This window comes from Nocardia sp. NPDC056611 (assembly GCF_042792755.1).
Lineage (GTDB): Bacteria > Actinomycetota > Actinomycetes > Mycobacteriales > Mycobacteriaceae > Nocardia.
This window is the reverse complement of record NZ_JBHTVV010000001.1, coordinates 695409-720716: the sequence shown is the minus strand read 5'-3', so window position 1 is coordinate 720716 and position 25308 is coordinate 695409. Positions and strand designations below refer to the sequence as shown.

The 25308-nt window shown below is 68.7% G+C and carries 25 protein-coding genes; 14 read left to right on the top strand and 11 right to left on the bottom strand.

All coding sequences use genetic code 11. The features are described from left to right. Nucleotides 1-83: 83 nt before the first annotated feature. Nucleotides 84-1247 carry a DNA recombination protein RmuC gene (locus ACFRAQ_RS03245; RefSeq protein ID WP_379093458.1) on the top strand — a complete coding sequence of 388 codons (1164 nt, stop codon included), beginning with the start codon at nt 84-86 and terminating at the stop codon, nt 1245-1247. Between the two features lie 117 nt (nt 1248-1364). Continuing rightward, the gene (locus tag ACFRAQ_RS03240; RefSeq protein ID WP_379093455.1) at nt 1365-2510 is read left to right on the top strand and encodes a DUF6542 domain-containing protein; all 1146 of its coding nucleotides are present in this window, start codon (nt 1365-1367) and stop codon (nt 2508-2510) included. Nucleotides 2511-2660: 150 nt separating this feature from the next. Here the strand turns inward: ACFRAQ_RS03240 and ACFRAQ_RS03235 are convergent, their stop codons facing one another. Then, nucleotides 2661-3677: a 4-hydroxy-3-methylbut-2-enyl diphosphate reductase gene (locus ACFRAQ_RS03235; RefSeq protein WP_379093452.1), complete on the bottom strand. Its 1017-nt coding sequence runs from the start codon at nt 3675-3677 to the stop codon at nt 2661-2663. A gap of 114 nt (nt 3678-3791) precedes the next feature. Between ACFRAQ_RS03235 and ACFRAQ_RS03230 the strand changes: the two genes are divergently transcribed. From ACFRAQ_RS03230 to ACFRAQ_RS03220, 3 genes are all read left to right on the top strand, one after another. Beyond that, nucleotides 3792-4511: a lipid droplet-associated protein gene (locus ACFRAQ_RS03230; RefSeq protein ID WP_379093449.1), complete on the top strand. Its 720-nt coding sequence runs from the start codon at nt 3792-3794 to the stop codon at nt 4509-4511. Between the two features lie 143 nt (nt 4512-4654). After that, the gene (xseA, locus tag ACFRAQ_RS03225) at nt 4655-5881 is read left to right on the top strand and encodes an exodeoxyribonuclease VII large subunit (protein ID WP_379095772.1); all 1227 of its coding nucleotides are present in this window, start codon (nt 4655-4657) and stop codon (nt 5879-5881) included. After that, nucleotides 5881-6105 carry an exodeoxyribonuclease VII small subunit gene (locus tag ACFRAQ_RS03220; RefSeq protein WP_357280090.1) on the top strand — a complete coding sequence of 75 codons (225 nt, stop codon included), beginning with the start codon at nt 5881-5883 and terminating at the stop codon, nt 6103-6105. Before xseA ends, ACFRAQ_RS03220 begins: the two co-directional genes overlap by 1 nt. Before the next feature lie 49 nt (nt 6106-6154). On the opposite strand, the gene ACFRAQ_RS03215 is transcribed toward ACFRAQ_RS03220, so the two are convergent. Next, nucleotides 6155-6736, bottom strand: a complete 582-nt coding sequence (locus ACFRAQ_RS03215) for a DUF4245 domain-containing protein (protein ID WP_379093446.1) — start codon at nt 6734-6736, stop codon at nt 6155-6157. 206 nt (nt 6737-6942) lie between these two features. On the opposite strand from ACFRAQ_RS03215, the gene glpX reads away from it, so the two are divergent. From glpX to ACFRAQ_RS03195, 4 genes are all read left to right on the top strand, one after another. Then, nucleotides 6943-7974 (top strand): class II fructose-bisphosphatase, encoded by a 1032-nt coding sequence (glpX, locus tag ACFRAQ_RS03210; protein WP_357280095.1) that lies wholly within the window; start codon nt 6943-6945, stop codon nt 7972-7974. A gap of 37 nt (nt 7975-8011) precedes the next feature. Beyond that, nucleotides 8012-9589, top strand: coding sequence for an RNA-guided endonuclease TnpB family protein (locus tag ACFRAQ_RS03205; protein WP_379093443.1), 1578 nt, complete (start codon nt 8012-8014; stop codon nt 9587-9589). A gap of 897 nt (nt 9590-10486) precedes the next feature. Further along, nucleotides 10487-11890 (top strand): class II fumarate hydratase, encoded by a 1404-nt coding sequence (locus tag ACFRAQ_RS03200; protein WP_379093440.1) that lies wholly within the window; start codon nt 10487-10489, stop codon nt 11888-11890. Nucleotides 11891-11978: 88 nt separating this feature from the next. Next, on the top strand, nt 11979-12731 hold the full coding sequence (locus tag ACFRAQ_RS03195) for an isocitrate lyase/phosphoenolpyruvate mutase family protein (protein ID WP_379093437.1): 753 nt from the start codon (nt 11979-11981) through the stop codon (nt 12729-12731). 16 nt (nt 12732-12747) lie between these two features. Here the strand turns inward: ACFRAQ_RS03195 and ACFRAQ_RS03190 are convergent, their stop codons facing one another. Beyond that, nucleotides 12748-13926, bottom strand: coding sequence for an FAD-dependent monooxygenase (locus tag ACFRAQ_RS03190; RefSeq protein WP_379093433.1), 1179 nt, complete (start codon nt 13924-13926; stop codon nt 12748-12750). A 105-nt stretch (nt 13927-14031) separates the two neighbouring features. Here ACFRAQ_RS03190 and ACFRAQ_RS03185 point away from each other — a divergent pair, with 105 nt between their 5' ends. After that, the gene (locus ACFRAQ_RS03185; RefSeq protein WP_379093430.1) at nt 14032-14760 is read left to right on the top strand and encodes a TetR/AcrR family transcriptional regulator; all 729 of its coding nucleotides are present in this window, start codon (nt 14032-14034) and stop codon (nt 14758-14760) included. Nucleotides 14761-14809: 49 nt separating this feature from the next. Further along, nucleotides 14810-15232 carry a limonene-1,2-epoxide hydrolase family protein gene (locus tag ACFRAQ_RS03180; RefSeq protein WP_357091684.1) on the top strand — a complete coding sequence of 141 codons (423 nt, stop codon included), beginning with the start codon at nt 14810-14812 and terminating at the stop codon, nt 15230-15232. Between the two features lie 189 nt (nt 15233-15421). Here ACFRAQ_RS03180 and ACFRAQ_RS03175 read toward each other — a convergent pair whose 3' ends face one another. The 3 genes from ACFRAQ_RS03175 to ACFRAQ_RS03165 all read right to left on the bottom strand — a co-directional run bounded on the left by ACFRAQ_RS03175 (nt 15422) and on the right by ACFRAQ_RS03165 (nt 18512). Further along, nucleotides 15422-16279, bottom strand: coding sequence for an acyl-ACP desaturase (locus tag ACFRAQ_RS03175; RefSeq protein WP_379093426.1), 858 nt, complete (start codon nt 16277-16279; stop codon nt 15422-15424). Between the two features lie 217 nt (nt 16280-16496). Beyond that, on the bottom strand, nt 16497-17897 hold the full coding sequence (locus tag ACFRAQ_RS03170; RefSeq protein WP_379093423.1) for a PhoH family protein: 1401 nt from the start codon (nt 17895-17897) through the stop codon (nt 16497-16499). Nucleotides 17898-18140: 243 nt separating this feature from the next. Then, nucleotides 18141-18512 (bottom strand): DUF488 domain-containing protein, encoded by a 372-nt coding sequence (locus ACFRAQ_RS03165; protein WP_379093420.1) that lies wholly within the window; start codon nt 18510-18512, stop codon nt 18141-18143. Between the two features lie 22 nt (nt 18513-18534). On the opposite strand from ACFRAQ_RS03165, the gene ACFRAQ_RS03160 reads away from it, so the two are divergent. Next, nucleotides 18535-18807, top strand: coding sequence for a hypothetical protein (locus ACFRAQ_RS03160; protein ID WP_379093418.1), 273 nt, complete (start codon nt 18535-18537; stop codon nt 18805-18807). Between the two features lie 24 nt (nt 18808-18831). On the opposite strand, the gene ACFRAQ_RS03155 is transcribed toward ACFRAQ_RS03160, so the two are convergent. Continuing rightward, nucleotides 18832-19158 carry a hypothetical protein gene (locus ACFRAQ_RS03155; protein ID WP_379093416.1) on the bottom strand — a complete coding sequence of 109 codons (327 nt, stop codon included), beginning with the start codon at nt 19156-19158 and terminating at the stop codon, nt 18832-18834. Nucleotides 19159-19219: 61 nt separating this feature from the next. Here ACFRAQ_RS03155 and ACFRAQ_RS03150 point away from each other — a divergent pair, with 61 nt between their 5' ends. Continuing rightward, nucleotides 19220-19528: a glutaredoxin domain-containing protein gene (locus ACFRAQ_RS03150; RefSeq protein WP_379093414.1), complete on the top strand. Its 309-nt coding sequence runs from the start codon at nt 19220-19222 to the stop codon at nt 19526-19528. A 60-nt stretch (nt 19529-19588) separates the two neighbouring features. Here the strand turns inward: ACFRAQ_RS03150 and glyA are convergent, their stop codons facing one another. Next, nucleotides 19589-20947, bottom strand: a complete 1359-nt coding sequence (glyA, locus tag ACFRAQ_RS03145; RefSeq protein ID WP_379093411.1) for a serine hydroxymethyltransferase — start codon at nt 20945-20947, stop codon at nt 19589-19591. Nucleotides 20948-21365: 418 nt separating this feature from the next. After that, nucleotides 21366-22562, bottom strand: coding sequence for a DUF885 domain-containing protein (locus ACFRAQ_RS03140; RefSeq protein WP_379093408.1), 1197 nt, complete (start codon nt 22560-22562; stop codon nt 21366-21368). A gap of 239 nt (nt 22563-22801) precedes the next feature. Between ACFRAQ_RS03140 and coaA the strand changes: the two genes are divergently transcribed. After that, a complete protein-coding gene (gene coaA, locus ACFRAQ_RS03135; protein ID WP_357091711.1) occupies nt 22802-23734 on the top strand; it encodes a type I pantothenate kinase in 933 nt (310 codons plus the stop codon). 41 nt (nt 23735-23775) lie between these two features. Here the strand turns inward: coaA and ACFRAQ_RS03130 are convergent, their stop codons facing one another. Then, nucleotides 23776-24381 carry a hypothetical protein gene (locus ACFRAQ_RS03130; protein WP_379093405.1) on the bottom strand — a complete coding sequence of 202 codons (606 nt, stop codon included), beginning with the start codon at nt 24379-24381 and terminating at the stop codon, nt 23776-23778. 151 nt (nt 24382-24532) lie between these two features. Then, the gene (locus ACFRAQ_RS03125) at nt 24533-25303 is read right to left on the bottom strand and encodes an isoprenyl transferase (protein WP_379095769.1); all 771 of its coding nucleotides are present in this window, start codon (nt 25301-25303) and stop codon (nt 24533-24535) included. Nucleotides 25304-25308: the final 5 nt, after the last annotated feature.

Sequence of the window (25308 nt, the reverse complement as noted above, 5' to 3'; positions counted from 1 at the left end):
CGGCTCTCCGCCGTCCGCCGAAGACACGGGGAGGCGGGCGAGCTTCACCGGATTGTCGGTCCCGTACGGCACTATCACAGGCCATGACCGCACCGATGCTGTTCGCGCTGCTGTTGGTGTTCGTTTCGGGGCTGGCCCTGGGCTGGCTGGGGCATGCCGCGCGGGCGGGGCAGCGGGGTGCGATGGCCGAGGCGAGACTGGCGGCCATGCGGGACAACGAGCAGTTGTTGCGGCAATCGCTCGGGGCGGCCAGTGAGGACGCGGCGCGGCGGCAGTCGCATGCGATCGGCGCGCTGGTGGAACCGCTGCGCGACGCGGTCGGCAGCCTGGACCGGCATATCCGGGAGGTCGAGCACAACCGCATCAACGCGTATTCGGGCCTGCGCGAACAGGTCGCGGGCATGCAGCGGATGTCACACCAGTTGTCCACCCAGACCGGTCAATTGGTGGCCGCCCTGCGCGCGCCCCAGGTGCGCGGCCGCTGGGGCGAGATCCAGCTGGAGCGGGTGGTGGAGCTGGCCGGGATGGCCCGGCACTGCGATTTCGACACCCAGGTGACCCGCCGCGGCGACACGGTGGTGCGGCCGGACCTGGTGGTGCGGCTGTCCGGCGGCCGTCAGATCGTGGTGGACGCCAAGGTGCCGTGCACCGCGTTCCTCGACGCCGCGGGAACCGAGGACCCGCGCGAGCGCGCCGGTCATCTGGCCCTGCACGCGCGGCACCTGCGCAATCACGTGGATCAGCTGGCGGCCAAGGAGTACTGGGCGGCCTTCGACCCCTCCCCCGATTTCGTGGTGCTGTTCGTGCCCGGTGATCCGTTCCTGGACGCGGCGCTCACCGCCGATTCCGGACTGCTCGAGTACGCCTTCGGTCGCAATGTGGTCTTGGCGACGCCCACCACACTCATGGCCCTCCTGCGCACGGTGGCGCTGGGCTGGCGGCAGGAGGCGATGTCGGCGGACATGGCCCTGATCCAGCAGCTCGGCCGCGAGCTCTACACCCGGCTCGGCACCACCGGCCGCCACCTGGACCGGCTGGGATCCCAGCTGGGCAAGGCGGTCGACGCCTACAACCACACGGTCGCGTCGATGGAGTCGCGCGTGCTGGTGACGGCCCGCAAGATGCACGATCTCGGTGTCGCGGACGCCGCCCCGCCGGAGGTCCGCGGTATCGACAGCTGGCCCCGCGCGGTCGGCTTCGCCGGAGACGAATATCGATTCCGCGGCGACGAGGCGGATGAGGCCTGAGCAACCGCTCGGTCCCAGGGCGCACACGCCGTAGCTAACTCCTGGTTCACACGATTCGGAATACCTGCCCGATGTCGCCTGCCTCGTGAAACACCGACATGCCTTAGTGTGCTTGACGTGGCAGTTACCCAACGCGAGCGAACCGAGGTGCCCCCGCCGCACCGTTCGATCCTGCCGTCGGTTCCCGGCGTCTCGGCTCCGATCGCGGTCCTGATCGCCGTGACGTGCACGTTCGTCGGGTTCCTGATCGATTCGATGGGCGGCGACGAGCTCACCGGCACGTTCGCCAGCCTGTACGTGATCGGCTGCCTGCTGGCCGTGCTCGCGGTCCGCTTCCGAGGACTGTTCACCGCGCTGGTGCTGCCGCCGCTACTGCTGTTCATCGCGGTGCCGGTGTCGTACCAACTCCTGCTGGGCTCCGCCCGCAGCTTCAAGCTCCGCGAGATCCTGCTGAATCTGGCCATCCCGCTGGTGAACCGGTTCCCCACGATGGCGCTGGCCACCACCCTGGTGCTGATCGTCGGCGGGGTCCGGATCGCCATGCACCGCAAGGAGGGCAAGGACGGCGTCGACGGCGAGGCCCGCACGCTCCGGGGCCGCGCCACCCGGCCCGGCGGCGCCCGCGCCCAGCGCACCCGGCCCGCCGACGCCAAGGACCCCGCCAGACGCCGCTTCCGGCCCGGCGACGACACAACGGGCGCGGGCGTGACCGAACCCACCGAAACCGATTCCGCCCCTTCGTCCCGCCGCGCCACCGGCCGGGTCGCCGCCGGACCGCCGCGGGTGGGGGCGAACCGGCAGTCCGGTGAGACCCGCCGCCGCTCCCGCGAGGCCGATCCGGCCGCCGCCGATCGCACTCCGCCCGCCGCCGAGGGCCGCCGCCGCCCGGCGCGCCCGGACCAGTCCGCCGCCCCCGCCGAAGGCCGCCGCCGCGGCCAGTACGGCGAGCAGCAGCCACCGCGCACCGGGGAACGCCGCGCGGTCCCCGCCGAGCCGCCCCGCGGCGGCGAGCGTCGCGCCGCCCCGGCCGACCGCACCCGCACCGGGGAACGCCGGGCCGCGCAGCCCGCGCCGGAGCCCGCCGCGGGCGACGGCCGCCGCCGGCGCGCCCAGAGTCCCGAACAGGCCGCGGGCCCCGGCGCCAATCCGGCCCCCGCGGCCGAGGGCGGCCGCCGTCGCCGCCCGCAGCCGGGCGAGGTGCCCCCGCATCCGCGTCCGAATGTGCGCTATCGCGAACGCGATTCCGGCCGCATCGAACGCTGACCGCGACACCCGAGCGACGAGCGCCGTAGATTTCCGGCAATCACGAAATTCGGGACGAAATAAGATCATCCGGATAGCAATTCGCGCCCGCCACAACGAATGTGGCAGGCGCGAATGTGTTTTCGTAGCCGGATAAACCCGGCCGCGGGGCTACCCGCGCGCGGCGCGCAGTTCGCGCGGCAGCGAGAAGACCAGCGTCTCGTTCGCGGTGGTGACCGGCAGCACCTCACCGAAACCGTGCTCGGCCAGCAGCTCCAGCACGCCCTCGACCAGGATCTCCGGAACCGAGGCGCCCGAGGTGACGCCGACCGTGCCGATGCCCTCCAGCCAGGCGGTGTCCACCTCGCGGGCGTAGTCCACCAGGTGCGCGGCGCGGGCGCCCGCGCTGAGCGCGACCTCCACCAGCCGCACCGAATTGGACGAGTTGCGCGAGCCGACCACGATCACCAGATCGCATTCGGGGGCCATCGCCTTCACCGCGGTCTGACGGTTGGAGGTGGCGTAGCAGATGTCGTCGCTGGGCGGATCCTGCAGCTTGGGGAACTTCTGCCGCAACCGGTTGACCGTCTCCATGGTCTCGTCGACCGACAGCGTGGTCTGGGAGAGCCAGATCACCTTGTTCTCGTCGCGCACGGTGACGGCGTCGACGGCGTCCGGGCCGTCCACCAGCTGCACGTGCTCGGGCGCCTCACCGGCGGTGCCCTCGACCTCCTCGTGGCCCTCGTGGCCGATGAGCAGGATGTCGAAGTCGTCGCGGGCGAAGCGCTTGGCCTCCTGGTGCACCTTGGTGACCAGCGGGCAGGTGGCGTCGATGGTGTGCAGCTTGCGGGCGGCGGCGGATTCGTGCACGGCCGGGGAGACGCCGTGCGCGGAGAACACCACCAGCGCGCCCTCCGGCACCTCCTCGGTGTCGTCGACGAAGATCACACCGCGGTCCCGCAGTGTTTCCACCACATGCCGGTTGTGCACGATTTCTTTGCGGACATAGAGGGGGGCGCCGTGCTTTTCGAGCGCCTTCTCCACAGTTTCGACCGCCCGGTCCACACCGGCGCAATAACCGCGGGGTTCGGCGAGCAGTACGCGCTTGTGCGAAGGACTCAGCGGCGCGCCGGCATCACCCGCCGCGGACCGGACGATTCCGACGTTCAAAGGGATACCCGAGGACATGCCCCACAGAATACGTGTGCGGCCCGGTGCGCATTCGCGCGGAGGTTGGCATCACAATCACTTTTCGTGTGCTGTCACCTTTGCATCACACGGCGTTTCGGGCAGGCTAGGGGCATGTTCCGACCTCCGTTCCTGGCCCGGGTCGCCGCCGGGGCCGCCGTCTACGCCCTCGAGGAAACTCGTCGGCTACCGGCGACCGCGATCAACTTCCCGATCACCGCGATCAGCCAGATGCTGCAGACCACCATGCACCTCCAGCAGTTCGTGACCAGCCTCGCCCTCAAAGGCGACGCCGTCTTCGACCGTTTGCTGACCCAGTCCGAGGAGCAGCCCGCCTGGGCCACCTTCGACGAGGACGATGACGACGAGCAAACTCCTAGCTTCGGCGCCGAATCGGCTTACCGGAGCCGTTTCGACCTCTTCACCGAGCCCGAACCCGCTCCGGTGCCCGCCGAATCGGCCGCGCAGGAGGCTGCCGAACCGGAGGCCACCGAGACCGTCGCGCCCGCAATGGCTTCCAAGGCCGCCACCAACGGCCACAACGGCAGCGCCGCGGCCAAGCTGGAACTCGTGGCCGACGCCGAGCCCGCCCCGGCCGAGCCCGCCCCGGCGGAGCCGGAGGTCGCCGCCGAGCCCGAGACCTCCGTCACCGAGCCCGAAGTGGCGACCCGCCTCGCGTACGCGGACATGACCATCGCCCAGCTGCGCGCGCGACTGCGTCAGCTGTCCGTGGAGGATCTGGCAACCCTCCTCGACTACGAGAAGCAGACGCGCGACCGCGCCCCCTTCGTCACCATGCTGACCAACCGCATCGCGACGGTCTCCGCGCAGTAATCACTCGATCGGCGCCGACCGTCCGGGACACGACCCGGACGGTCGGCGCTGTCGCGTCGGTGGGCACTGACAGAATCGTCGGCGTGAGCACCGAAACGACGCCGGGCGCCGCGAAGCCGCCGAGCTCGTCCGCCGAGAACCCGATGCCGGTGCGGACCATCGCCGTCAAGGTGGCGCAGTGGATCGACCGGCTGGGCGCGGTGTGGGTGGAGGGCCAGATCACCCAGATGAATCTGCGCCCGGGGACTCGCACCGCGTTTCTGGTGCTGCGGGACACGGCCGCGGATATGTCGCTGTCGGTGACCTGCGATCCGGAGCTGCTGCGCGGTTCCGCGGTGCCGTTGCAGGAGGGCAGCCGGGTCGTCGTGTACGGCAAGTTGTCGTTCTTCACCGGTCGCGGCACGGTGTCGTTGCGGGTCACCGAGATTCGCCCGGTGGGCATCGGCGAGCTGCTGGCCCGCATCGAGCGGTTGAAGGCGTTGCTGGCGGCGGAGGGCCTGTTCGATCCGCGGCTCAAGCGTCCGATCCCGTTCCTGCCCAATCGGATCGGCCTGATCACCGGCCGCGCCAGCGCCGCCGAGCACGATGTGGTGACGGTGGCGACGCAGCGCTGGCCCGCCGTGCGCTTCGAGATCCGCAATACCGCCGTGCAGGGCCCGACCGCGGTGCCGCAGATCCTGGAGGCCATCACGGCGCTGGACGCGAATCCCGACGTGGATGTGATCGTGCTGGCGCGCGGCGGCGGCAGCGTGGAGGATCTGCTGCCGTTCTCCGACGAGACCCTGTGCCGCGCCATCGTTTCCGCGAAGACCCCGATCGTCAGCGCCATCGGCCACGAACCGGACAATCCGATCTCGGATTATGTGGCGGACCTGCGCGCCGCCACCCCCACCGACGCAGCCAAGCGGATCGTCCCCGACGCGGCCGCGGAAACCGCGCTGCTGCAGGAGCTTCGGTCGCGCGCCAACGCGGCCCTGCGCGGCTGGGTGGACCGGGAGGCGCGCGCCCTGACCCAATTGCGTTCGCGCCCGGTGCTGGCCGACCCGCTGCGCCTGCTCGACCAGCGTCACGACGAGGTGGAGCGTTTGCGCACCGCCGCCCAGCGCGCGGTGGATCATCGGCTCTCGGGCGAGTCCACCACCACCCGGCACCTGCGCGAGAAACTCGCGGCCGTCGGTCCGGCCGCCACGCTGGCCCGCGGTTACGCCGTGGTGCAGCGGGTGAACGGCAAGGACCGCGAGGTGGTCCGGGCCATCGAGGACTCGCCGCCCGGCACTCAGCTCCGTATCCGGGTGGCCGACGGCGCGATCTCCGCCGCGGCCCTCGGCTCCCAATCCCTGGCTCCCCGCCCGACCCGGAAGGACTCCTGATGACCGACGACGAACGCACCGAGATCGCCGGGCTCGGCTACGAGCGCGCTCGCGACGAGCTCGTGAACGTGGTCAAGATGCTGGAGCAGGGCGGCATGGATCTGGACGAGTCGCTGGCGCTGTGGGAGCGCGGCGAGGCGCTGGCCACCCGCTGTGAACAGCATCTCGCCGGTGCGCGCAAGCGCGTGGAAGACGCCCTGGCGCACCGCACTTCGGCGGAGTAGACGGCACTGCGCGGGACGGGCCCGGACAGCGGGCCCGGCGCCGCCGGGATCAACTGCGCGGCAGCGGCTGGGCCTGGCCGATGGCGGTCGACAGCGTGTTGAAGGCCGCCCCATTGCCCGCGCCCTTGATCAGGATCCGGACGTCGCCGAAGTCGGAGATCCAGGCGGGCTCGGAGCCGGGTTCGGCGAACACGCTCCACTTGTGGTCGCCGCGCTGCTCGCTGCCGGTGGCGACCTTCACGGGCGCGTACTTCTTGGCGAGCGCGTCCACACCGGCGTTGGACTGCGTCAGCTGCATGTAGGTGCCCTCGGGGCTGATGAACCCGACCGTGCTGAGGTCGCCGCCGCCGGTGCCGGTGATGGTGTCGTGGCTGCCGGAGTTGGGGGTCCACTTGTCCGGGCCGCTGTCGGGGAGGACGGGCAGCCGGATCGGGAACGACAGGTGCCGCGCGTCGTCGGTGAGGGCGGTCTTCACGTCGAAGGCCGGAATCTGGCCCTGTGTCGGCCCCTTCGTGGTGAAGGAGCACTGGCTCGCGATGCCCGCGATGACCAGGCAGATCAGCACCAGCGGGAGCAAGGACCAGATGAGGTCCCGGTAGTCGTTCTGGCTGCGCGGCTTTTGGTACGACACGCACACAGTATCCACGGCACCCGGATGCGACCCGGCTCACACTGCCATCAACGAATCCCCGCGGTGCCGTCGACGAACCCGTTCGTGTCGGGCGTTTCCCGTAAACGTCCACGACCAGCGCGAAAGTGAAACGTCAGTACTTGCGTGGAGCCCAAAACCGCAATGCGACAATTTACGCAGCAGTTGACAACAAGGAGGCTCCTCTCATGACCGCATCCAGCCGCCGCGAGGCACCGGACCGCAACCTCGCACTCGAGTTGGTCCGGGTCACCGAGGCCGGCGCCATGGCCGCGGGCCGCTGGGTAGGCCGGGGTGACAAGGAAGGCGGCGACGGCGCTGCCGTGGACGCCATGCGTCAGCTGGTCGCGACCGTCTCCATGCGCGGCATCGTGGTGATCGGTGAGGGCGAGAAGGACGAAGCGCCCATGCTGTACAACGGCGAGCTGGTCGGCGACGGCACCGGCGCCGAACTGGACTTCGCGGTCGACCCGATCGACGGCACCACCCTGATGTCGAAGGGCTCCCCCGGCGCCATCTCCGTGCTGGCGGTCGCCGAGCGCGGCGCCATGTTCGACCCGTCGGCCGTGTTCTACATGGAGAAGATCGCCGTCGGCCCCGACGCCGCCGATGTGATCGACCTGGGCGCGCCGATCGCGGAGAACCTGCGCCGGGTCGCCAAGGCCAAGAACTCCTCGGTCTCCGACCTCACGGTCTGCATCCTGGACCGCCCCCGCCACGCCGAGCACATGAAGGCCGTGCGCGACGCGGGCGCCCGCATCCGCCTCATCTCCGACGGTGACGTGGCCGGCGCGATCGCCACCGCCCGCCCGGAGTCCGGCGTCGACATGCTGATCGGCATCGGCGGCACCCCCGAGGGCATCATCGCCGCGGCCGCCATGCGCTGCATGGGCGGCGCGCTGCAGGCCAAGCTGGCCCCGAAGGACGACGCCGAGCGCCAGAAGGCCATCGACGCCGGCCACGACCTGGACCGCATCCTGAACACCACCGACCTGGTCTCCGGTGACGACGTGTTCTTCAGCGCCACCGGCGTCACCGACGGTGACCTGCTCAAGGGCGTGCGCTACTACGGTGGCGGCGCCTACACCCAGTCCATCGTGATGCGCGCCAAGTCCGGCACCATCCGCATGATCGACGGCTTCCACCGCCTGACCAAGCTGCGCGAGTACGCGTCGGTGGACTTCGTCGGCGACGAGCACGCCACCCCGCCGCTGCCCTGATCGGCGAAACCCGTTGTGTGGCCGGGCAGTCGGACGATTGCCCGGCCACAGTTCTATTCCCTGGGTACGGTGTGCCGATCCTTCAGTACGGTCATCAGAATGCTCGGTCCCGCTGGTAGGCGAAGTGCCTGGCTTCAGCACCGGTTGCTGTCGGTGGCCTGTGCCAAACTCGCCGATGATGAGCCGCCACACCACCTTCCGCTACTGCCTCGACCCCACCGTCGAGCAGCAGCAGGCGCTGGCCCGCCACGCCGGTGCGGCCCGGTTCGCGTACAACACCTCGCTGGGATTGGTGAAAACCGCGCTCAACCACCGCAGAACCGATCCTGGTCACCCCGTGCCGTGGTCCGGTTTCAGTCTGATCAACGCCTTCAACACCTGGAAGAAGACCGAAGCCGCGGGGCGCGTGATCACCGTCGACCCGGCCGGGGTCGCTGAGATCCAGGTCATCGGGCTGGGCTGGCGTAACGAGGTATGTCAGCAGGTATTCGAGGAAGGCGCTGTCGACTGCGGACGCGCCTTGGGCGCGTTCACCGACTCCCGGACCGGCAAACGCAAAGGCAGCAGGGTCGGGTTTCCCCGATTCAAGACGAAGAGCGCAACCACCCCGGCGTTCCGGCTGCGCAACAAGATCTCCAAATCCGGTCGCGCGGGGATCCGTTTCGGGGACAACGGGATTCCACGATCAGTGACCCTGCCCGGTCTCGGAGCCCTGCGGGTGCGGGAAGACACCCGCCGCCTACGGCGTCTACTCACGCACCAGCGTGCCAGAATCCTCTACACCACTATCGTGTTCCGGGCGGGTCGTTGGCAGCTCAGCGTCACAGTCGAGGCCGCCGATCTACACCCCGCACTCCACCACCGACCACGCCCCGCCTCCGATGACACCGGCTGGGTCGGTGTCGATCGTGGATTGGCGGCGTTCCTGGTCGCCGCCACCGCCCACGGCACCGAAGTCGCCCGCATCGACACCACACCGAGACCCCTCGCCACCGGGCTACGACATGAGCGGCGACTGGCAAAATCCTTGTCCCGCAAGCAGAAAGGATCCCGCAACCGCGCCGTCGTGGCCGCCCGGCTGGCACGCCATCATCACCGGATCGCCAACATACGCCGCCATTTTCTGCATCAGGTCACCAATAGGTTGGTCAAAACCCACGACCGGCTCGTCGTCGAGGACCTGAATGTGGCGGGTATGTTGCGCAATCACCGTTTGGCGCGTGCGATCAGTGACGCCGGATGGGCCGACTTCGCCCGACTGCTGACCTACAAACAGCAGTGGCGCAGCGGCACCGTGGCGACCGCGAACCGCTGGTACCCGTCGAGTAAGCGATGCTCGGCGTGTGCCAGAGTGAACACCACCCTGACCTTGTCGGACCGGGTATTCGCCTGCGAGTGCGGGTTTCGCGCCGACCGCGACCACAATGCGGCGGTCAACCTCGCGGTGTGGCCGACAACCGGAAATCAAGTCTTTCTCCGATCCCCGGACCCCCAAGCAGGGGGCCGGGTTACCAACGCTCGCCGACGGGAAGGCACTGACCTGCATCCCATGGGTACGGGTGCAACCGGCCCGGACGACGCGAGAACCGACGTTCACACCGCACACATGGCGTGAACCGACGACGCCCGAGAAGGGCGGTGGCTGATGACCGATCACGGTTTTCAGACACGCTGCCAGGCGTGGCACTCCCAGCCACCCAGCAAGCACTCCGCGGGGTGGCGGCGCGATATCACCCCTGCGAGGCTCCCCCGTTCCGAAAGCCCCTGTAGCGGAGTCGATTAGGTAGAGAATGTCTGGAATACTGCCGGTTCCGTGAGCTAGAGATTTGCTACCGTGACGCGGTGCCACCTATTGCACCTGATTCTCACATTGATCACCTGCGGATTCTGGGCCTTCATCTGGATTCTGGAGACGATGAAACCCAGGTACACGCGAGTTCAGATCTGGGTTGACGAGTTCGGTCGTGTCGCAACCCGGCCCTTCTGAGCCTCGTCATGATTCGCCCCAACAAGTCACAGAAGAACACTCGGTTGGTACATCAGGTTCTCGCCAAGTGCCAGGGCAGCGTGCGGTGAACGGAGGTCCGGACGTGCACTTCCCAGCTTGTCCTCGGGCTGGCGGTCACGGCGGTAAATGTTGTCCCAACAGCCCACAAGCGAAGCGGCACGCCAGTGCAGGGTTGGGCAGGCACTGCCACCCCCGGCGGACCGGCTGATGGCGACCATCTGCGCGGAACAGCTCACTTACAGATACCGAATCAGCGGGTCTGTAAGCACTTCGGCGTTGCCGAAGCTGACGATCGTGCAGCGGCACTATATCGACCCGGAGGGCCGACCCATCGAGCCCGTTGACAATGCTGAGGTGCTCGAGACTCTAGCCTTGGAATGGTCAGCCGTGAGGTACCGCCGGCATCGGGCATGTATCGACCGACGAAGGCGTGGAACAACCAAAGCTGGAGCAAAGTTGGAACTGGCTGCTCCCCAGTAGCAATTTGAGAGAGGAAAACCGCCTGTGACCAGCGAACATGCCTCATACCGGATCGAGCACGACACGATGGGTGAGGTTCGTGTCCCCGTCGACGCCCTGTGGCGCGCGCAGACGCAGCGCGCGGTGGAGAACTTCCCGATCAGCGGACGTGGCCTGGAGCGCGCGCAGATTCGCGCGCTCGGCCTGCTGAAGGCGGCCTGCGCCGCCGTGAACCGCGATCTGGGCTTGCTGGACAAGGCCAAGGCCGACGCCATCATCGCGGCCGCCAACGAGGTCGCCGACGGCCGCCACGACGACCAGTTCCCGATCGACGTGTTCCAGACCGGGTCCGGCACCAGTTCGAACATGAACGCCAACGAGGTGATCGCGAGCATCGCCGCCCGCGACGGCGTCACCGTGCACCCCAACGACGACGTCAACATGTCGCAGTCCTCCAACGACACCTTCCCCACCGCAACGCATCTCGCGGCCACCGAGGCAGTGGTCAAGGAGCTGATCCCCGCCCTGGACCATCTGCGGCTGGCCTTGCAGGACAAGTCGCGGGAGTGGAAGTCGGTGGTCAAGTCCGGCCGCACGCACCTGATGGACGCGGTCCCGGTCACCCTGGGCCAGGAGTTCGGCGGCTACACCCGCCAGGTCGGCGCGGGCGTCGAACGCCTGCTCGCCACTCTGCCCCGCGTCGGTGAGCTGGCCATCGGCGGCACCGCGGTCGGCACCGGCCTCAACGCGCCCGCCGGTTTCGGCGCGAAAGTCGTTGCGGAGCTGACGAAGGCGACCGACCTCGACCACCTGTCCGAGGCTCGCGACCACTTCGAGGCCCAGGCCGCCCGCGACGCCCTGGTGGAGCTGTCCGGCGCGCTGCGCACGGTCGCGATCAGCCTCACCAAGATCGCCAACGACATCCGCTGGATGGGTTCGGGCCCGCTCACCGGCCTGGCCGAACTCCAGCTCCCGGACCTCCAGCCCGGCTCCTCGATCATGCCCGGCAAGGTGAATCCGGTCCTCCCCGAAGCGGTTACGCAGGTGGCGGCGCAGGTCATCGGCAACGACGCCGCCATCGCCTGGGGCGGCGGCAACGGCGCGTTCGAGCTGAACGTCTACATCCCCGTGATGGCCCGCAACGTCCTCGAGTCGATCCGCCTGCTGGCCAACGTCTCCCGCCTGTTCGCCGACAAGTGCGTGTCCGGCCTGGTAGCCGACGTGGACCGCCTCCGGCACCTCGCGGAATCCTCCCCGTCCATCGTGACCCCACTGAACTCGGCCATCGGCTACGAGGAAGCCGCCGCCGTCGCCAAGCAGGCCCTGAAGGAGCACAAGACAATCCGCCAAACGGTCATCGACCGCGGCCTGATCGGCGACAACCTCTCCCTCGAGGAACTCGACCGCCGCCTGAACGTGCTCTCGATGGCCAAGGTCGACGGCAACTGACCTCGGCACCGCCCGGCACCGGCGTACGACCGGTGCCGGTGGCGCAGTCCACCTTTCACCCACTGACACCGTCAGGCAGGATCGAATCATGAGCCTCGAGCAGCAAGCCGCCGACTTTCTCGCTCTTCACCAGCCCGGTGATCCCGTCATCCTGCCGACCGTGTGGGATGCCTGGTCCGCGACTCTCGTACGGGAGGCCGGGTTCTCGGCGATCACCGTCGGGAGCCATCCGCTCGCGAATTCGCTGGGGAAGGCGGACCGGGAGGGGATGACGTTCTCCGAGGTGACCTCGCGGATTCGGGAGATCACGGCCGCGGTGGACATTCCCGTCTCGGTGGATATCGAGTCCGGGTACGCGCAGAAGCCGGCGACTCTGATCGAGGGTCTGCTGGAGGCCGGGGCGGTTGGTCTCAATATCGAGGACACCGTGCACAGCGAGGGTGGCCGGCTGCGGGAGCCGCGGGAGCATGCGGATCTGGTCGGTGAGTTGCGGCGGGCCGCCGACGCGACCGGGGTGCATGTGGTGGTGAACGCGCGCACCGATGTGTTCCTGCGTCCCGATACCGGGACTCCGGCGGAGCGGTTGGACAGCGCGCTCGAGCGGTTGCGTCTCGCCGCGGCCGCCGGCGCCGACGTGCTCTATCCGGTCGGCCGGCACGAGCCCGAGGTATTGCGGCGGCTCACCGGGGAACTGCCGTTGCCGATCAATTCCATCGGCATCCCCACCCAGGGCGGGCGGGAGTACTTCGCCGAATTGGGTGTGGCCCGGGTGAGTTTCGGGCCGTTCCTGCAGAACGCGCTGACCGATTACGCGAACGGGCTGTTCGGGCCCTGGCGTTGACCCCACGGCGCCCGGCTCAGTGGGAGACCAGCGCCGGGTAGTCCCGCAACTCGATGTCGTTCTTCGCCGAATCGGCGTACTTCAGCATCATGTCGAAGGCCCAGGATCCCAGGAACCAGTTGCGGAAGCGCAGGCCCAGGGCGGTTTTCGGGGCCAGGAACGGGCCGGGGCGGGCGTCGTCGGCCTTGCGCAGGTAGCGCTTCATGATGTCCTCGTAGCGGGCGAAGGCGACGGTGTGGTCGCCGTCGGCGACGGCCAGTTCACCGGCCAGGACGTACGCGCCGACGACGGCGAGCCCGGTGCCGAATCCGGCGAGGGTGTTGCCGTAACCGGCGTCGCCGACCAGGGCCACGCGTCCGGAGACGAAGTTCTTCATCGTCACCTTGCTCAGCGAGTCCAGGTAGAACCCGTCCAGGTGCGGGAGGTCGGCCAGCATGGCGGGCACCTCGCCGCCCATGCCGGTGAACTTCTCGGCGACGATCCGGCGCTGCTCGTCGAAATCGTCTCGGGAGTACTCGAGTTCGGGTGAGGCGAACATGTACATCTGCGCGGCCTTCGCCCCGCCGTCGACGGCGAGCCGCCCGGGCGCGGTCCAGCCGTGGGACACCGCCCGCTCGCGCGATCCGTCGGCGTCCTCCCACGGCGACGCGCCCGCGAGCGCGTAGTAGTAGCCGCGGTAGGCGAGGAATTCGGATTCGGGTCCGAAGGCCAGTTTCCGTATCCGCGAGTGGATTCCGTCGCAGCCGAAGACCAGGTCGAAGCGCCGGGCCGGGGCGTGCGCGAATTCGACGTCCACGCCGTCGGCGGTCTCGGTGAGCGCGGTGACGGTGTCGCCGAACAGGTATTCGCAGGTGTCGGCGGTGTGCTCGTACATGATCGCGGCCAGGTCGCCGCGCAGGATCTCGATGTCGCCGCCGGTGAAGTCGCCGGAGATGAGGGCCCGCTGCTGCCCGGACTCGTCGAGCATGACCATGTCGGTCTTGCCGGTCTGGCGGCGTTCGATGTCGGCGAGCACGCCCATCCGCTCGAGCACGGTCATGTGGGTCTCGCCGGTGAAGTCGATGGCCTGTCCGCCGGTGCGCAGGGCGGGGGCCTTCTCGACGACGGTCACCTGGAAGCCGTAGCGGTGCAGCCAGTAGGCGAGAGCGGGACCGGCGACGCTGGCGCCGGAGACGAGGACGGTGGTGTTGCGCATGATGGTGACCCTTCAGTAACTGCGTCCCTCGGACGCTGTTGATGATTAATAGAGTATGGTGGACGCAGTTAGGTGTCAACTCGGAAATCCGGAAGGATGGCGACCATGCCGGCACCCACCACCCGCGAACTGCTCTGGGGCACCCCCGACCGCCCCCGGCGCGGGCCCAAACCCTCGCTCACCCTCGAGCGCATCGTCGCCGAGGCCGTCGACCTCGCCGACGCCGAAGGCCTGGCCAGCCTGTCCATGGCCCGGCTCGCCGAACGGCTCGGCTGCGCCAAGATGGCCCTGTACCGCTACGTCCCCGGCAAGACCGAGCTCACCGCGCTCATGCTGGACGCCGCCCTGAGCTCGCCGCCGGAGAACCACACCGACCCCGCCGATCCCGAATCGTGGCGGGCCTACCTGCGGGAGTGGTCCGGGACCTTCTTCGGCAATGCCGTCGCCCACCCGTGGCTCAATGAACTGGCCACCGGCGTCCGCGTGATGGGCCCCAACGAGCTGGCCTGGCTGGAGACCGCTCTCGCCGTGCTGGACCGCAGCGGCCTGACCCACGCGGAACGCCTCGACACCGTCGTCCTGCTGCTCAACCACGTACGCGGGATGGGCCTGCAGACCGGGACCGCGGGCGCGGACCTCGAGGGCGAACTGGCGCGGGAGATGACCGCGGTGTTCCTCACCCAGGCCGACCGCTTCCCGCACGCGGCGGTGGCGCTCGCCGAGGCCGTCCCCGGTACCGGGAGCGCGGCCGCGGCGGGCCGCGACAACGCCCTCGACTACGGCATCGAGCGCATCCTGGACGGGGTGGCGGCGCTCATCGCGACACGGCGGTAGTTGCCGGGAATGTCTGTGCCGCGGCCCGGATTCGGCTTACGCTCGGCAGATGGCGGAGCTACCCGAGCTGAAGCAGGATCCGGTCACCACCGTGCGCGAATTCTTCGCGGCGCTGGAGATGAACATCGTGCCCGAGGCCCTCGAACTGGCCGACCCGGGCATCGTCTGGAAGAACACCTCGCTGCCCGACGTGCGCGGTATCGACCGGGTGCGCTGGGTGCTGGGCCTGTTCAACAACCCGCGCTTCGGCTTCCGGGCCGATATGCACCACATCGCCGCGACCGACGACGGGGTGGTGCTCACCGAGCGCACCGACTACCTGCGGGTGGGCCCGATCGAGATCGCGTTCTGGGTGTGCGGCACCTTCGAGTTCCGCAATGGCCGCATCACGCTCTGGCACGACCATTTCTCGTGGGAGAACGTCCTGCGCGGCACGGCGACCGGCGTGGTGCGCGCGATACTCCCGCACTGAACCGCGCAGGCACGGCGCCGACCCGTGAAAGCACAACGCCCGCCACGATTCTCGCGGCGGGCGTCGGCATCGAAACCGCGCACGAGGCGCGGCGTCAGGTCGGGTACCCCGGCGATTCCGGGGCGCGGCAGGCGGTTCGGTCGCGGCGGCCGTCCAGGCGCCTCGACCGAGCCGGCTGCGTCGGCTGGTTCAGGGGCGCAGGTGGGCCAGTTCGGCGCGCGCCTTCTCCCCGTCCTCGCCGAGGTCGGTGCGGGTGAAGACCTTCCACTGCTCGAGCAGCGGTCCGAACACCAGCTCGGGCTCCCGGGCGCGGTCGTAGATCCCGGCCGCGGCCAGCACCTCGTCGCTGGAGCGGCCGTCGGACAGTTCGATCACCGGCACCTGGAAGTCGGCGACGCGGTCGGCGATGGCGCGCAGGGTCTGGTCGGGGGCCAGGTCCAGGGCGGCGGAGATCAGGTTGGCGAAGAAGACGGCCTGCAGCTCGTCGTCGGCGGCCAGGCGGTCGGCGATCGACGCGACCATGACGTCGCCGGCGAGGCGGGCGGTGTTGCGGTGCCGGACGGCGGCGGCGGCCTCTTCGAGGGCGGACACGGCGAGCACCTCGAGCAGGTGCATGCCGGGACGGTTGAAGCTGGCGGTCATGGCCGCCATGCGCATGCGCTCCAGCGCGATGGGGTCGACGGCGCGGGTGACCATGAGGAAGTTGCGGATGAGGATCTCGTGCCGGTTCTCCTCGGCGGTCCAACGGCCGACCCACCGCCACCACGGGCCGGTGCGCAGGTGCTTGCCCAGCTCACGGTGGTAGGAGGGCAGGTTGTCGGCGATCAGCACGCTCACCGTGAGGGCGGTCTTGGCGACCTCGCTCAGCTCGGATTGCGCCGGGTCCCAATCGGTTCCGCCCATGGCCTGGAAGTTGCGGCCGTCGGACCACGGCACGTAATCGTGGGGCTGCCACTCCGGGCTGGCGTCGATATGCCGTGTGAGGTTGGTCTCCACCTCCGCCGCGAGTGAATCCAGCAGGTCCCGATCGGCCAAAACGTTGTGCACGCGAACAACCTAGCGGCAGATCGGCTACCGCGGGGATCTTCGCGGTAATTCGTCTTCGCTATGGCAGTTCCCGGGTCCGGTACGCCCGCGCGGGACGCCCCGGATCGGCCGGGCTACTTCTCGGTGACCGTGGTCTTGTTGTCGACCCAGGTGATGCCGCCGCCCGGCCGGGGGGCGCGTGGCTCTCCGGCCGGGCGGGTGAACTACCTACCGAATCTCAGGAATTCGGTCCGAACTCCTCCAGCATCTCGGTGACCAGCGCCGCGATCGGCGACCGCTCACTGCGGGTGAGGGTGACGTGCGCGAACAGCGGGTGCCCCTTGAGCTTCTCGATCACCGCGGCCACGCCGTCGTGCCGGCCCACCCGCAGGTTGTCGCGCTGGGCCACATCGTGGGTGAGCACCACCCGCGATCCGCTGCCCAACCGGCTCAGCACGGTGAGCAGCACATTGCGTTCCAGCGACTGCGCCTCGTCCACGATCACGAAGGAGTCGTGCAGCGAGCGTCCGCGAATATGGGTGAGCGGCAACACCTCCAGCATGCCGCGCGCCTGCACCTCCTCCATCACCTCGGGGCTGGCCAGCCCCTCCAGGGTGTCGAAGACGGCCTGCGCCCACGGCCCCATCTTGTCGGCCTCCGAGCCCGGTAGGTAACCGAGCTCCTGCCCGCCCACCGCGTAGAGCGGGCGGAACACCACCACCTTCCGATGCGTGCGGCGCTCCAGCACCGCCTCCAGTCCGGCGGTCAGCGCCAGCGCGGATTTACCGGTACCGGCCCGCCCGCCGAGCGAGATGATGCCGACGCTCTCGTCCAGCAGCAGATCCAGTGCGATCCGCTGTTCGGCCGAGCGCCCGTGCAGTCCGAACGCCTCCCGGTCGCCGCGCACCAGCTGCACCCGCTTGTCCGGGGTGACCCGGGCCAGGGCGCTGCCGCGCGGGCTGACCATGCGAATCCCGGTGTGGCAGGGCATGTCCCGCGCCTCGTCGAGATCGAGGACCGAATCGGCGTAGAGCTTGTCGACGGTGGCGGTGGCCACCTCGAGCTCCACCATGCCGGTCCATCCGGAGATGACGACATCCTGGGCGTGGTACTCCTCGGCCTGCAGGCCGACCGCGCCGGCCTTGACCCGCAGGGGTATGTCCTTGGATACCAGCGCGACCCGCTGGCCCTCGGCGGCCAGGTTGAGCGCGCACGCCAGGATGCGGGAATCGTTGCTGTCGGTGCGGAATCCGACGGGCAGTACCGCGGGGTCGGTGTGGTTCAACTCCACCTGGAGTGTCCCGCCCTGGGTGCCGACCTGCACCCGCTGATCGAGCCGACCGTGCGCCAAGCGCATATCGTCGAGCATGCGCAGCGCCTCGCGAGCGAACCAGCCGAGTTCGTGGTGGTGGCGTTTGGCCTCGAGCTCACTGATCACCACCAGCGGCAGCACCACGTGGTGCTCGCCGAAGCGGGTCAGGGCCCAGGGGTCGGACAGCAACACCGACGTGTCGACTACGAAGGTTTTCGGTCCGGAATCGGACGACTGCGAGGCGCGAACTCCCCGTGTCGTGGGCCGCGGGCTCTGGTCAGAGCCGGCGTCCCTGGTGGGAGCGTTGACGGAGCGTGCATCAGTCACGGTGGGCTCCTTTGCCACTCGCGCGACACCGCGCGAGCGTTCTCGCTGGGCCGGTCAGCCTTGGGGTCGTACGACCCGAGGGCCGGGTGCCGGCCCCCTCGTACTGAGTTGCTCAGTCACGATCAGGACCTCCCGTACGAGCCACACCTACGCGGCCCGCACCCCCGACGCTACCGCCGAATTCGCGATCCGGCCGCCCGTCTATCGGGCACATTCGTGAAGATCGGGTTAACGGGAGTCCCGTTAGGGTGTTTCGCCCAATTCCGCGAGAAGCACCGGGACATGGCTGTGCTCCGGCTCTTTCGTGGCCGTGACCAGGGTCAACGGACCGGCCGCGGCCTCCGCCCGGAGGTGCGCCAGACCTTCGCGGGCCGCATCGGCGTCGAGCTCGATTCGATACTTGCGCTCGAACTCGGCACGGCGTGTCTCCGGCGCGGCGTGATACCACTTGCGAAGTTCGTTCGACGGGGTCACGTCCTTGGCCCATTCGTCAATGGCCGCTTGCTGTTTGCTGATGCCGCGCGGCCACAGCCGGTCCACCAGCACGCGGCGGCCGTCGGCGGCATCGGGGGCGTCGTAGACGCGCTTGACCCGGTATCCCGGTTGCTGTGTCATGGCCTCCATTACAGTCGAGACCATGGCCGAAACTCCGGATCTGGCGACCCTGTCCACCAAGGAATTGCACGACCGCGCCGTGAAGCTGGCCGCCCGCCACGGTGACGTGAAATTCCTGTGGCAACTGCTCAAGGCGATCCCCGGCGCGGAGGTCGCCGCGGGCAAACAGGGCGAGGGTGAAGTCGACATCTGGAACACCGCGGCCCTGCTCGACGACTACTTCCACGCCGGTGAGGGCAAACTGGGCGAGGTGCTGCGCCCGATGTACGTGGACTACCTCACCAAGCACGCCTGAGGCCGGGAATCCCCGGCCTCCGAGTCAGGAATCGCCGAGCGGCGTGCCGTGCAAACCCGTGAGCACGGCACGCACGAACGGCGCGAATCCCTGCGGCCCCGAGGCGAAGTCCTTCAGGTGGACGGTGGTGCGGTCACTGGATTCGAAGACGGCGCGCACGATGCGCAGCCGGTCCTCGAGGTCCAGGCCCGCACCCATGATCACGTGGTCGATCGGGGTGCGCGCCAACGTGTCCCGCAGATCGGCCAGCCCGGTGCCCGCGTGGAGATCGACCTCCGGGAGGTCGACGCGCTCGCGCACCTCGTCCACCACGGCCGACGTCAATCCCAGCAGCAAAACGGTCGTCGTCATCCCCGCCTCCGATCCCCTTGCAGCATAGGCCGTTCCGTCGCCGGGGTCCTACACTCCGAGAATGAGCGCTGATGCCACCGCGGAGCTGATCGTCTACCGGCGTCCCGGCTGCCCCTATTGTTCGCGCATGCGGCGGGTCCTCAACCGGCACGGCATCGTTCACCGTGAGGTCGACATCTGGCAGGACCCCGACGCGGCGGCGTTCGTCCGCTCGGTGGCCGACGGCAACGAGACCGTGCCCACGGTCGTGTTCCGCGACGGTTCGACGGAGCGCAACTGGGTCAACCCGCATCCCAAGGAGTTGATCGCCACCGTCTCCGCCGACGCTCCCCAGCTCACCGGCGGCCCGCGCAGGTTCTGGACCTTCTGAAACGACGAGCGCCCGCCGCGATCGTGAGATCGCGGCGGGCGCTTGACCGTTCGGCAGCTGTCAGCCCAGCAGACGCCAGTCCTCGAGGCCGTCGTACAGCGGGAAGTCCTGGGCCAGCTTGGAGACGCGCTGACGCAGGGAGTCCAGGTCGGCGGAGCCGGTCAGCGCGGCGGCGATGATCTCGGCGACCTCGGTGAACTGCTCGTCGCCGAAGCCGCGGGTGGCCAGGGCCGGGGTGCCGATGCGCAGGCCGGAGGTGACCATCGGCGGGCGCGGGTCGAACGGAACCGCGTTGCGGTTCACGGTGATTCCGATCTCGTGCAGGAGGTCCTCGCCCTGCTGGCCGTCGAGCTGCGAGTTGCGCAGGTCGACCAGCACCAGGTGCACGTCGGTGCCGCCGGTCAGGACGGTGATGCCCTTGTCCTTGGCGTCGGTGGCGGTCAGGCGCTCGGCGAGGATCTTGGCGCCGGAGATGGTGCGGGCCTGACGCTCCGCGAACTCCGCGCCGCCGGCGATCTTGAAGGCCACGGCCTTGGCGGCGATGGCGTGCATGAGCGGGCCGCCCTGCTGACCCGGGAAGACCGAGGAGTTCAGCTTCTTGGCGAACTCCTGCTTGGCCAGGATCAGGCCGGACCGGGGGCCGCCCAGGGTCTTGTGCACGGTGGAGGACACGACGTCGGCGTGCGGGACCGGCGACGGGTGCAGCCCGGCGGCGACCAGACCGGCGAAGTGCGCCATGTCGACCCACAGGTACGCACCGACCTCGTCCGCGATCTCACGGAAAGCGGCGAAGTCCAGGTGGCGCGGGTACGCCGACCAGCCGGCGACGATCACCTTCGGGCGGGTGTCGCGGGCGATCTTGCGGACCTCGTCCATGTCGACGCGGTGGTCTTCCTTGGACACGCCGTAGGCGTGCACCTCGTACAGCTTGCCCGAGAAGTTCAGGCGCATGCCGTGGGTGAGGTGGCCGCCGTGGGCCAGGTCCAGGCCGAGCAGCTTCTCGCCCGGGTTCATCAGCGCGGACAGGACGGCGGCGTTGGCCTGCGCGCCCGAGTGCGGCTGGACGTTGGCGAAGTCGGCGCCGAAGAGCTCCTTGACGCGGGCGCGGGCCAAATCCTCGACGATGTCGACGTTCTCGCAGCCGCCGTAGTAGCGGCGGCCCGGGTAGCCCTCGGCGTACTTGTTGGTGAGCACGCTGCCCTGCGCCTGCAGGACCGCGCGCGGCACGAAGTTCTCCGAGGCGATCATCTCGAGGGTGTCGCGCTGGCGAGCGAGTTCGCCGCCCATCGCGGCCGCGACCTCGGGGTCGAGTTCGGCGAGGGACTGGCTGTTCACAGAGGCGCTCGTCTGGGTCGTCACGTCGCCGAGTGTATTGGCCGCCGCCGCGGAGTCGGTCAGTGGGTTCAGGGAATCGCGCATGGCGCACCTCCGTCGTCCGGGTACCCCGAATCGGGATTCGGGGATCGCCAGGCACCCAGGCGCGCGGTGCCGGACTTGGGGTGCTTCCCGGTGGTTACTTCCACCTCGAGTGCGCCAGTCGCGGTCCTCCCATCCTAGCCAACGGCGTTAACAGTCCTTCGAGTGGACAGAATCACAGATACAGGCTATGGCGGAGCAACAAATCTGGGTAAGGTGACGCACGGCTGACCCAGATAGGTCAGTGTCCTTGCCCCTACCCAGATTTCGAGGATTCATCACATGCTGTTCAACATCGCGACCGGTGGCCCGACCGACATCCTGTTCACCCTGCTGAAGACCCTGTGCACCATGTCCTCCGGTGGCGCGTCCTGTGCCTCCTGGGGCGCCTGACCCGTTCCGGACCTTCGGGGAGTACCCCTCACATGCGGCGGATCGCGCCGGGCGTGAGGGGTTCGTCCAACAACCGGCGGAAACGCTCGGACCGCTCGGCGGCATCGCCCGCCCGGTCCAGCCAGCCGCCCAGCAGTCGATAGCCCTCCACATAGGTGGAGATGTAGGCCCGCCACAGCGGTGAGGACAGGAAGCGCAGCGACTGCGTGGCCCGCTCCGGCGTGACCAGACTCCAGCGCTGCAGATACTCCGCGACCTCGGTCGAATCACGCTTGCGGTCGTGCAGCAACAGCGCCGCATCCTGGCGCACACTCAGCAGGTTCGCCGACGCCGTCGAAATCCGCTCGGCGCGTTCGCCATCGAAACGCAGGCCGAGATCCGCGTAGATCTCCTGCGCCCAGCGGCCCCAACCCGGGCCCACGATCGACTTCAGGGCCAGATCGGCCAGCCCCTCCGCCATCAAGCACTGCGGGGTGTTCACCACGAACAGCGTCTGCTCGTCCTGGCCGGCGCCGACCAGTCCGGCCTCCTTGCGGCAGTGCTCGGTGTGGTGGCCCGGGTAGGACTCGTGCGCGATCAGCCCGGGCAGCTGCGACAGGTGCTGCTTGAGATCGGAGTTGATGGCCACCCGGGACTGGTAGTTGCCCAGGTAGTAGTTGAAGCCCGACCACGGCTTGTCGCCCACCACTTCGTATTCCACATGCTCGTTGTCGGGCAGCGGGTAGCGGTCGCGGACCAGTTCGCGCAGCGCGCCGGAGAAGGCGGCCACGCATTCCTTCAGGCGTTCGGGCGGGATCTCGTCCTGGCGGCGGTGCGCGGAGATGCGGTCCAGCAGCGGTCCGTCGCCCGCCAGCACCTCGTCGAGCTGCCGGTGGGCCTCGCGGTAGTCCTCGGTGTCGCCCGGGGCGATGTCGACGTCGAAGTAGGCGCTCACCTCCTCGGCGAAGGAGATGTCCTCCCCCGCGAACTTGCGCCCGGAGCATTCCAGCGCCCGCAGGTGGACGTCGAGGAATTCGACGCGCTCCTCGGACAGGCCCGCCTCGGGCAGTTCCTTGCGCAGGCCCGCGGCCTGGTGCGCGAGCTCGCGTGGTTCGGGCTTCGGCGCGTTCTCGACCTCGCGGCGCAGGGCCGGGTCGCCGGTGTAGGCATCGACGAATCCCTCCTCCAGCCGGTCGAAGGCCAGTCCCAGCCGCAGATACTCGGTCACCAGGGGATGCGCTGCCATAGCTCGACCCTAGGTGATTCTCAGCGCTCGAGCGGCCCGGATCCCGTGCCGCGCAGCCTCACCCGACACGCCCGATGCCTGTGATGTGGCCCATCCCACTCTAGTTACCGGCCAGTAGCAACACCTGGTGTTCACCTCGATGTTGGAGCCGAGCACAATTCGGCTATGCGTGGAGTGTTGGCGACGCGAGGCGAGTGTCAGATTCGAGGACACGAGTGTCGAATGCAAGGACACGAGTAATGGCACGGATGAGCGAGCCCAGCCCCTACGTCGAATTCGACCGCAAGCAGTGGCGTACCTTGCGCAAGGCGACTCCCCTGGTGCTGACCGAAGAGGAACTGGTCGGCCTGCGCGGTCTCGGGGAGCAGATCGACCTCGAAGAGGTCGCCGAGGTCTACCTCCCACTGGCCCGACTCATCCACCTGCAGGTCGCGGCCCGGCAGCGCCTGTTCGCCGCCACCGCCACCTTCCTCGGTGAGACCCACCCCGACCGTCAGGTGCCGTTCGTCATCGGCGTGGCGGGCTCGGTCGCCGTCGGCAAGTCCACCACCGCGCGTGTGCTGCAGGCGCTGCTGGCGCGCTGGGACCACCATCCGCGGGTGGATCTGGTCACCACCGACGGATTCCTGTACCCGACAGCCGAACTCACCCGGCGCGGCATCATGCACCGCAAGGGCTTCCCGGAGTCCTACGACCGGCGCAAGCTGCTGCGTTTCGTCACCGAGGTGAAATCCGGCGCGTCCGAGGTGTGCGCGCCCGTCTACTCGCACATCGCCTACGACATCGTGCCCGGCGAGTACCACTGTGTGCGCCAGCCCGACATCCTCATCGTCGAGGGCCTCAACGTGCTGCAGACCGGTCCGCGCCTGATGGTGTCGGACCTGTTCGACTTCTCGGTCTACGTCGACGCCCGCATCGAGGACATCGAGAAGTGGTACGTGCAGCGCTTCCTGTCGCTGCGCAAGACCGCGTTCCAGGACCCGAACTCGCACTTCCACCACTACGCGAACTTCAACGACCAGGAAGCCACCAACCAGGCCAAGGAGATCTGGCACAACACCAACCGGCCGAACCTGGTGGAGAACATCCTGCCGACCCGGCCGCGCGCGACCCTGGTGCTGCGCAAGGACTCCGACCACACCATCAACCGGCTGCGGCTCAGGAAACTCTGAATCGCGTGCGAGCGAGGTGAGTCGAGCGTCCAGCCGGTGAGTCAGAGCGTCCAGGCGGCGTCCAGCCGTGCGCCGACGTCGATATCGGTGGCGGCCCGGATGTGCGGTTTGTCGATCTCGGTGGCGATGTAGCGCGCCACGAATCGGCGGATCTCGTGATCCACGCTGGCGATGATGCGCAGCAGTTCGCCACGGCGGGTGGCGCTGGCCACATTGATCCGCACATTGCTGGGCTGCGGTTCGGCGATCTCGATGAGCACCCGCAGCGGTTCGGCGGTGCGCACCGTCAGATGCAGGTGGATGGTGCCGTCCACCCGGAACGGGTAGCGGTCCACCGCGAGGTCGATGAGCAGGTCGACCTTGAGCGGGATCACCAGGTCGAACGAGATGATGTCGTCCATGTCACGAGTGAGCCGGGGCTGCCCGAGACGCACGGTCGCCGAGAGTTTGGCCAGTTTGCCCGGTCCCGCGCCGATCGGCCCGAATTCGAACGCCTCCCCGGTGAGTTTCCCGAACGCCCCCGCGATCCGCTCCGGTGAGGCGGCGTACTCGAGGAATCTCCGCCCGAATTCCTCGTAGCTCAGGTACGGCACCGCGACGACCTGGGATTCCGCTAGGCCGCTCGAGTCCTCACGCAGCTCACTCATACCACCAGACGGTACGGCAGCGACCGGCCCGCGAACGCCGAAGCCGTTGCACTGCAATGGAACCGTTGACCGACTGTTGCGGGATCACCCACAACATTCTCGCTTCGTACTCCTGTGACACAGTCACAGGAGTACGAGATGACAGAGGTGGTCAGACGCCGAAGCGGCGGTGCCGGGCCGCGTAATCCCGCAGGGCCCGCAGGAAATCCACGCGCCGGAATTCCGGCCAGTACGCCTCGGTGAACCAGATCTCCGAATAGGCGCTCTGCCACAACAGGAATCCGGACAAGCGCTGCTCACCGGAGGTGCGGATGACCAGATCCGGGTCGGGCTGGCCGGAGGTGTAGAGGTGCTGGCCGATGGCGTCGACGGTGATCGACTGCACCAGATCCTCGCCGGTCTCGCCCGCGTCCATCTCCTGGCGGACCAGGGAGCGGACCGCGTCGGCGATCTCCTGGCGGCCGCCGTAGCCGATGGCCACGTTGACGTGCACGCCGGTGCGGCCCTCGGTGCTCTTGGCCGCCTCGCTGAGCCGGCGCGCGAACTCGGCGGGCAGCTGATCGAGCGCGCCCACGATGCGGACGCTCCAATCCTGTTCCGGCGCAGACAGTTCGTCGACGACGTCGGTGATGACCTCGAAAAGCGTGTCGAGCTCGTCGGAATCGCGGCGCAGATTCTCGGTGGAGAGCAGGTAGAGGGTCACCATCTCGATGCCGGCCTCGCCGCACCAGCCGACCAGCTCGGCGATCTTCAGCGCACCGACCCGATGGCCGTGCGAGATATCGCTGAACCCGTTCTCCCTGGCCCAGCGACGGTTGCCGTCACACATCACAGCGACGTGTCGCGGATGTTGTTTACCCGCCAGCTGCCTGGCCAGCCGTGCCTCGTATACGCGATATGGGAGTCCACGCACCTGACCCACAAACT

Bases quoted from the DNA above. Each gene is read 5' to 3' on its own strand.
- coaA (WP_357091711.1), top strand. From the start codon at position 22,802: ATGGCACGGATGAGCGAGCCCAGCCCCTACGTCGAATTCGACCGCAAG.
- ACFRAQ_RS03220 (WP_357280090.1), top strand. From the start codon at position 5,881: ATGACCGACGACGAACGCACCGAGATCGCCGGGCTCGGCTACGAGCGC.
- ACFRAQ_RS03160 (WP_379093418.1), top strand. From the start codon at position 18,535: ATGGCCGAAACTCCGGATCTGGCGACCCTGTCCACCAAGGAATTGCAC.
- ACFRAQ_RS03190 (WP_379093433.1), bottom strand. From the start codon at position 13,926: ATGCGCAACACCACCGTCCTCGTCTCCGGCGCCAGCGTCGCCGGTCCC.
- glyA (WP_379093411.1), bottom strand. From the start codon at position 20,947: ATGCGCGATTCCCTGAACCCACTGACCGACTCCGCGGCGGCGGCCAAT.
- ACFRAQ_RS03165 (WP_379093420.1), bottom strand. From the start codon at position 18,512: ATGACACAGCAACCGGGATACCGGGTCAAGCGCGTCTACGACGCCCCC.
- ACFRAQ_RS03140 (WP_379093408.1), bottom strand. From the start codon at position 22,562: ATGGCAGCGCATCCCCTGGTGACCGAGTATCTGCGGCTGGGACTGGCC.
- ACFRAQ_RS03180 (WP_357091684.1), top strand. From the start codon at position 14,810: ATGGCGGAGCTACCCGAGCTGAAGCAGGATCCGGTCACCACCGTGCGC.
- ACFRAQ_RS03230 (WP_379093449.1), top strand. From the start codon at position 3,792: ATGTTCCGACCTCCGTTCCTGGCCCGGGTCGCCGCCGGGGCCGCCGTC.
- ACFRAQ_RS03185 (WP_379093430.1), top strand. From the start codon at position 14,032: ATGCCGGCACCCACCACCCGCGAACTGCTCTGGGGCACCCCCGACCGC.
- ACFRAQ_RS03195 (WP_379093437.1), top strand. From the start codon at position 11,979: ATGAGCCTCGAGCAGCAAGCCGCCGACTTTCTCGCTCTTCACCAGCCC.
- xseA (WP_379095772.1), top strand. From the start codon at position 4,655: ATGCCGGTGCGGACCATCGCCGTCAAGGTGGCGCAGTGGATCGACCGG.
- ACFRAQ_RS03150 (WP_379093414.1), top strand. From the start codon at position 19,220: ATGAGCGCTGATGCCACCGCGGAGCTGATCGTCTACCGGCGTCCCGGC.
- ACFRAQ_RS03235 (WP_379093452.1), bottom strand. From the start codon at position 3,677: ATGTCCTCGGGTATCCCTTTGAACGTCGGAATCGTCCGGTCCGCGGCG.
- ACFRAQ_RS03130 (WP_379093405.1), bottom strand. From the start codon at position 24,381: ATGAGTGAGCTGCGTGAGGACTCGAGCGGCCTAGCGGAATCCCAGGTC.
- ACFRAQ_RS03155 (WP_379093416.1), bottom strand. From the start codon at position 19,158: ATGACGACGACCGTTTTGCTGCTGGGATTGACGTCGGCCGTGGTGGAC.
- glpX (WP_357280095.1), top strand. From the start codon at position 6,943: ATGACCGCATCCAGCCGCCGCGAGGCACCGGACCGCAACCTCGCACTC.
- ACFRAQ_RS03245 (WP_379093458.1), top strand. From the start codon at position 84: ATGACCGCACCGATGCTGTTCGCGCTGCTGTTGGTGTTCGTTTCGGGG.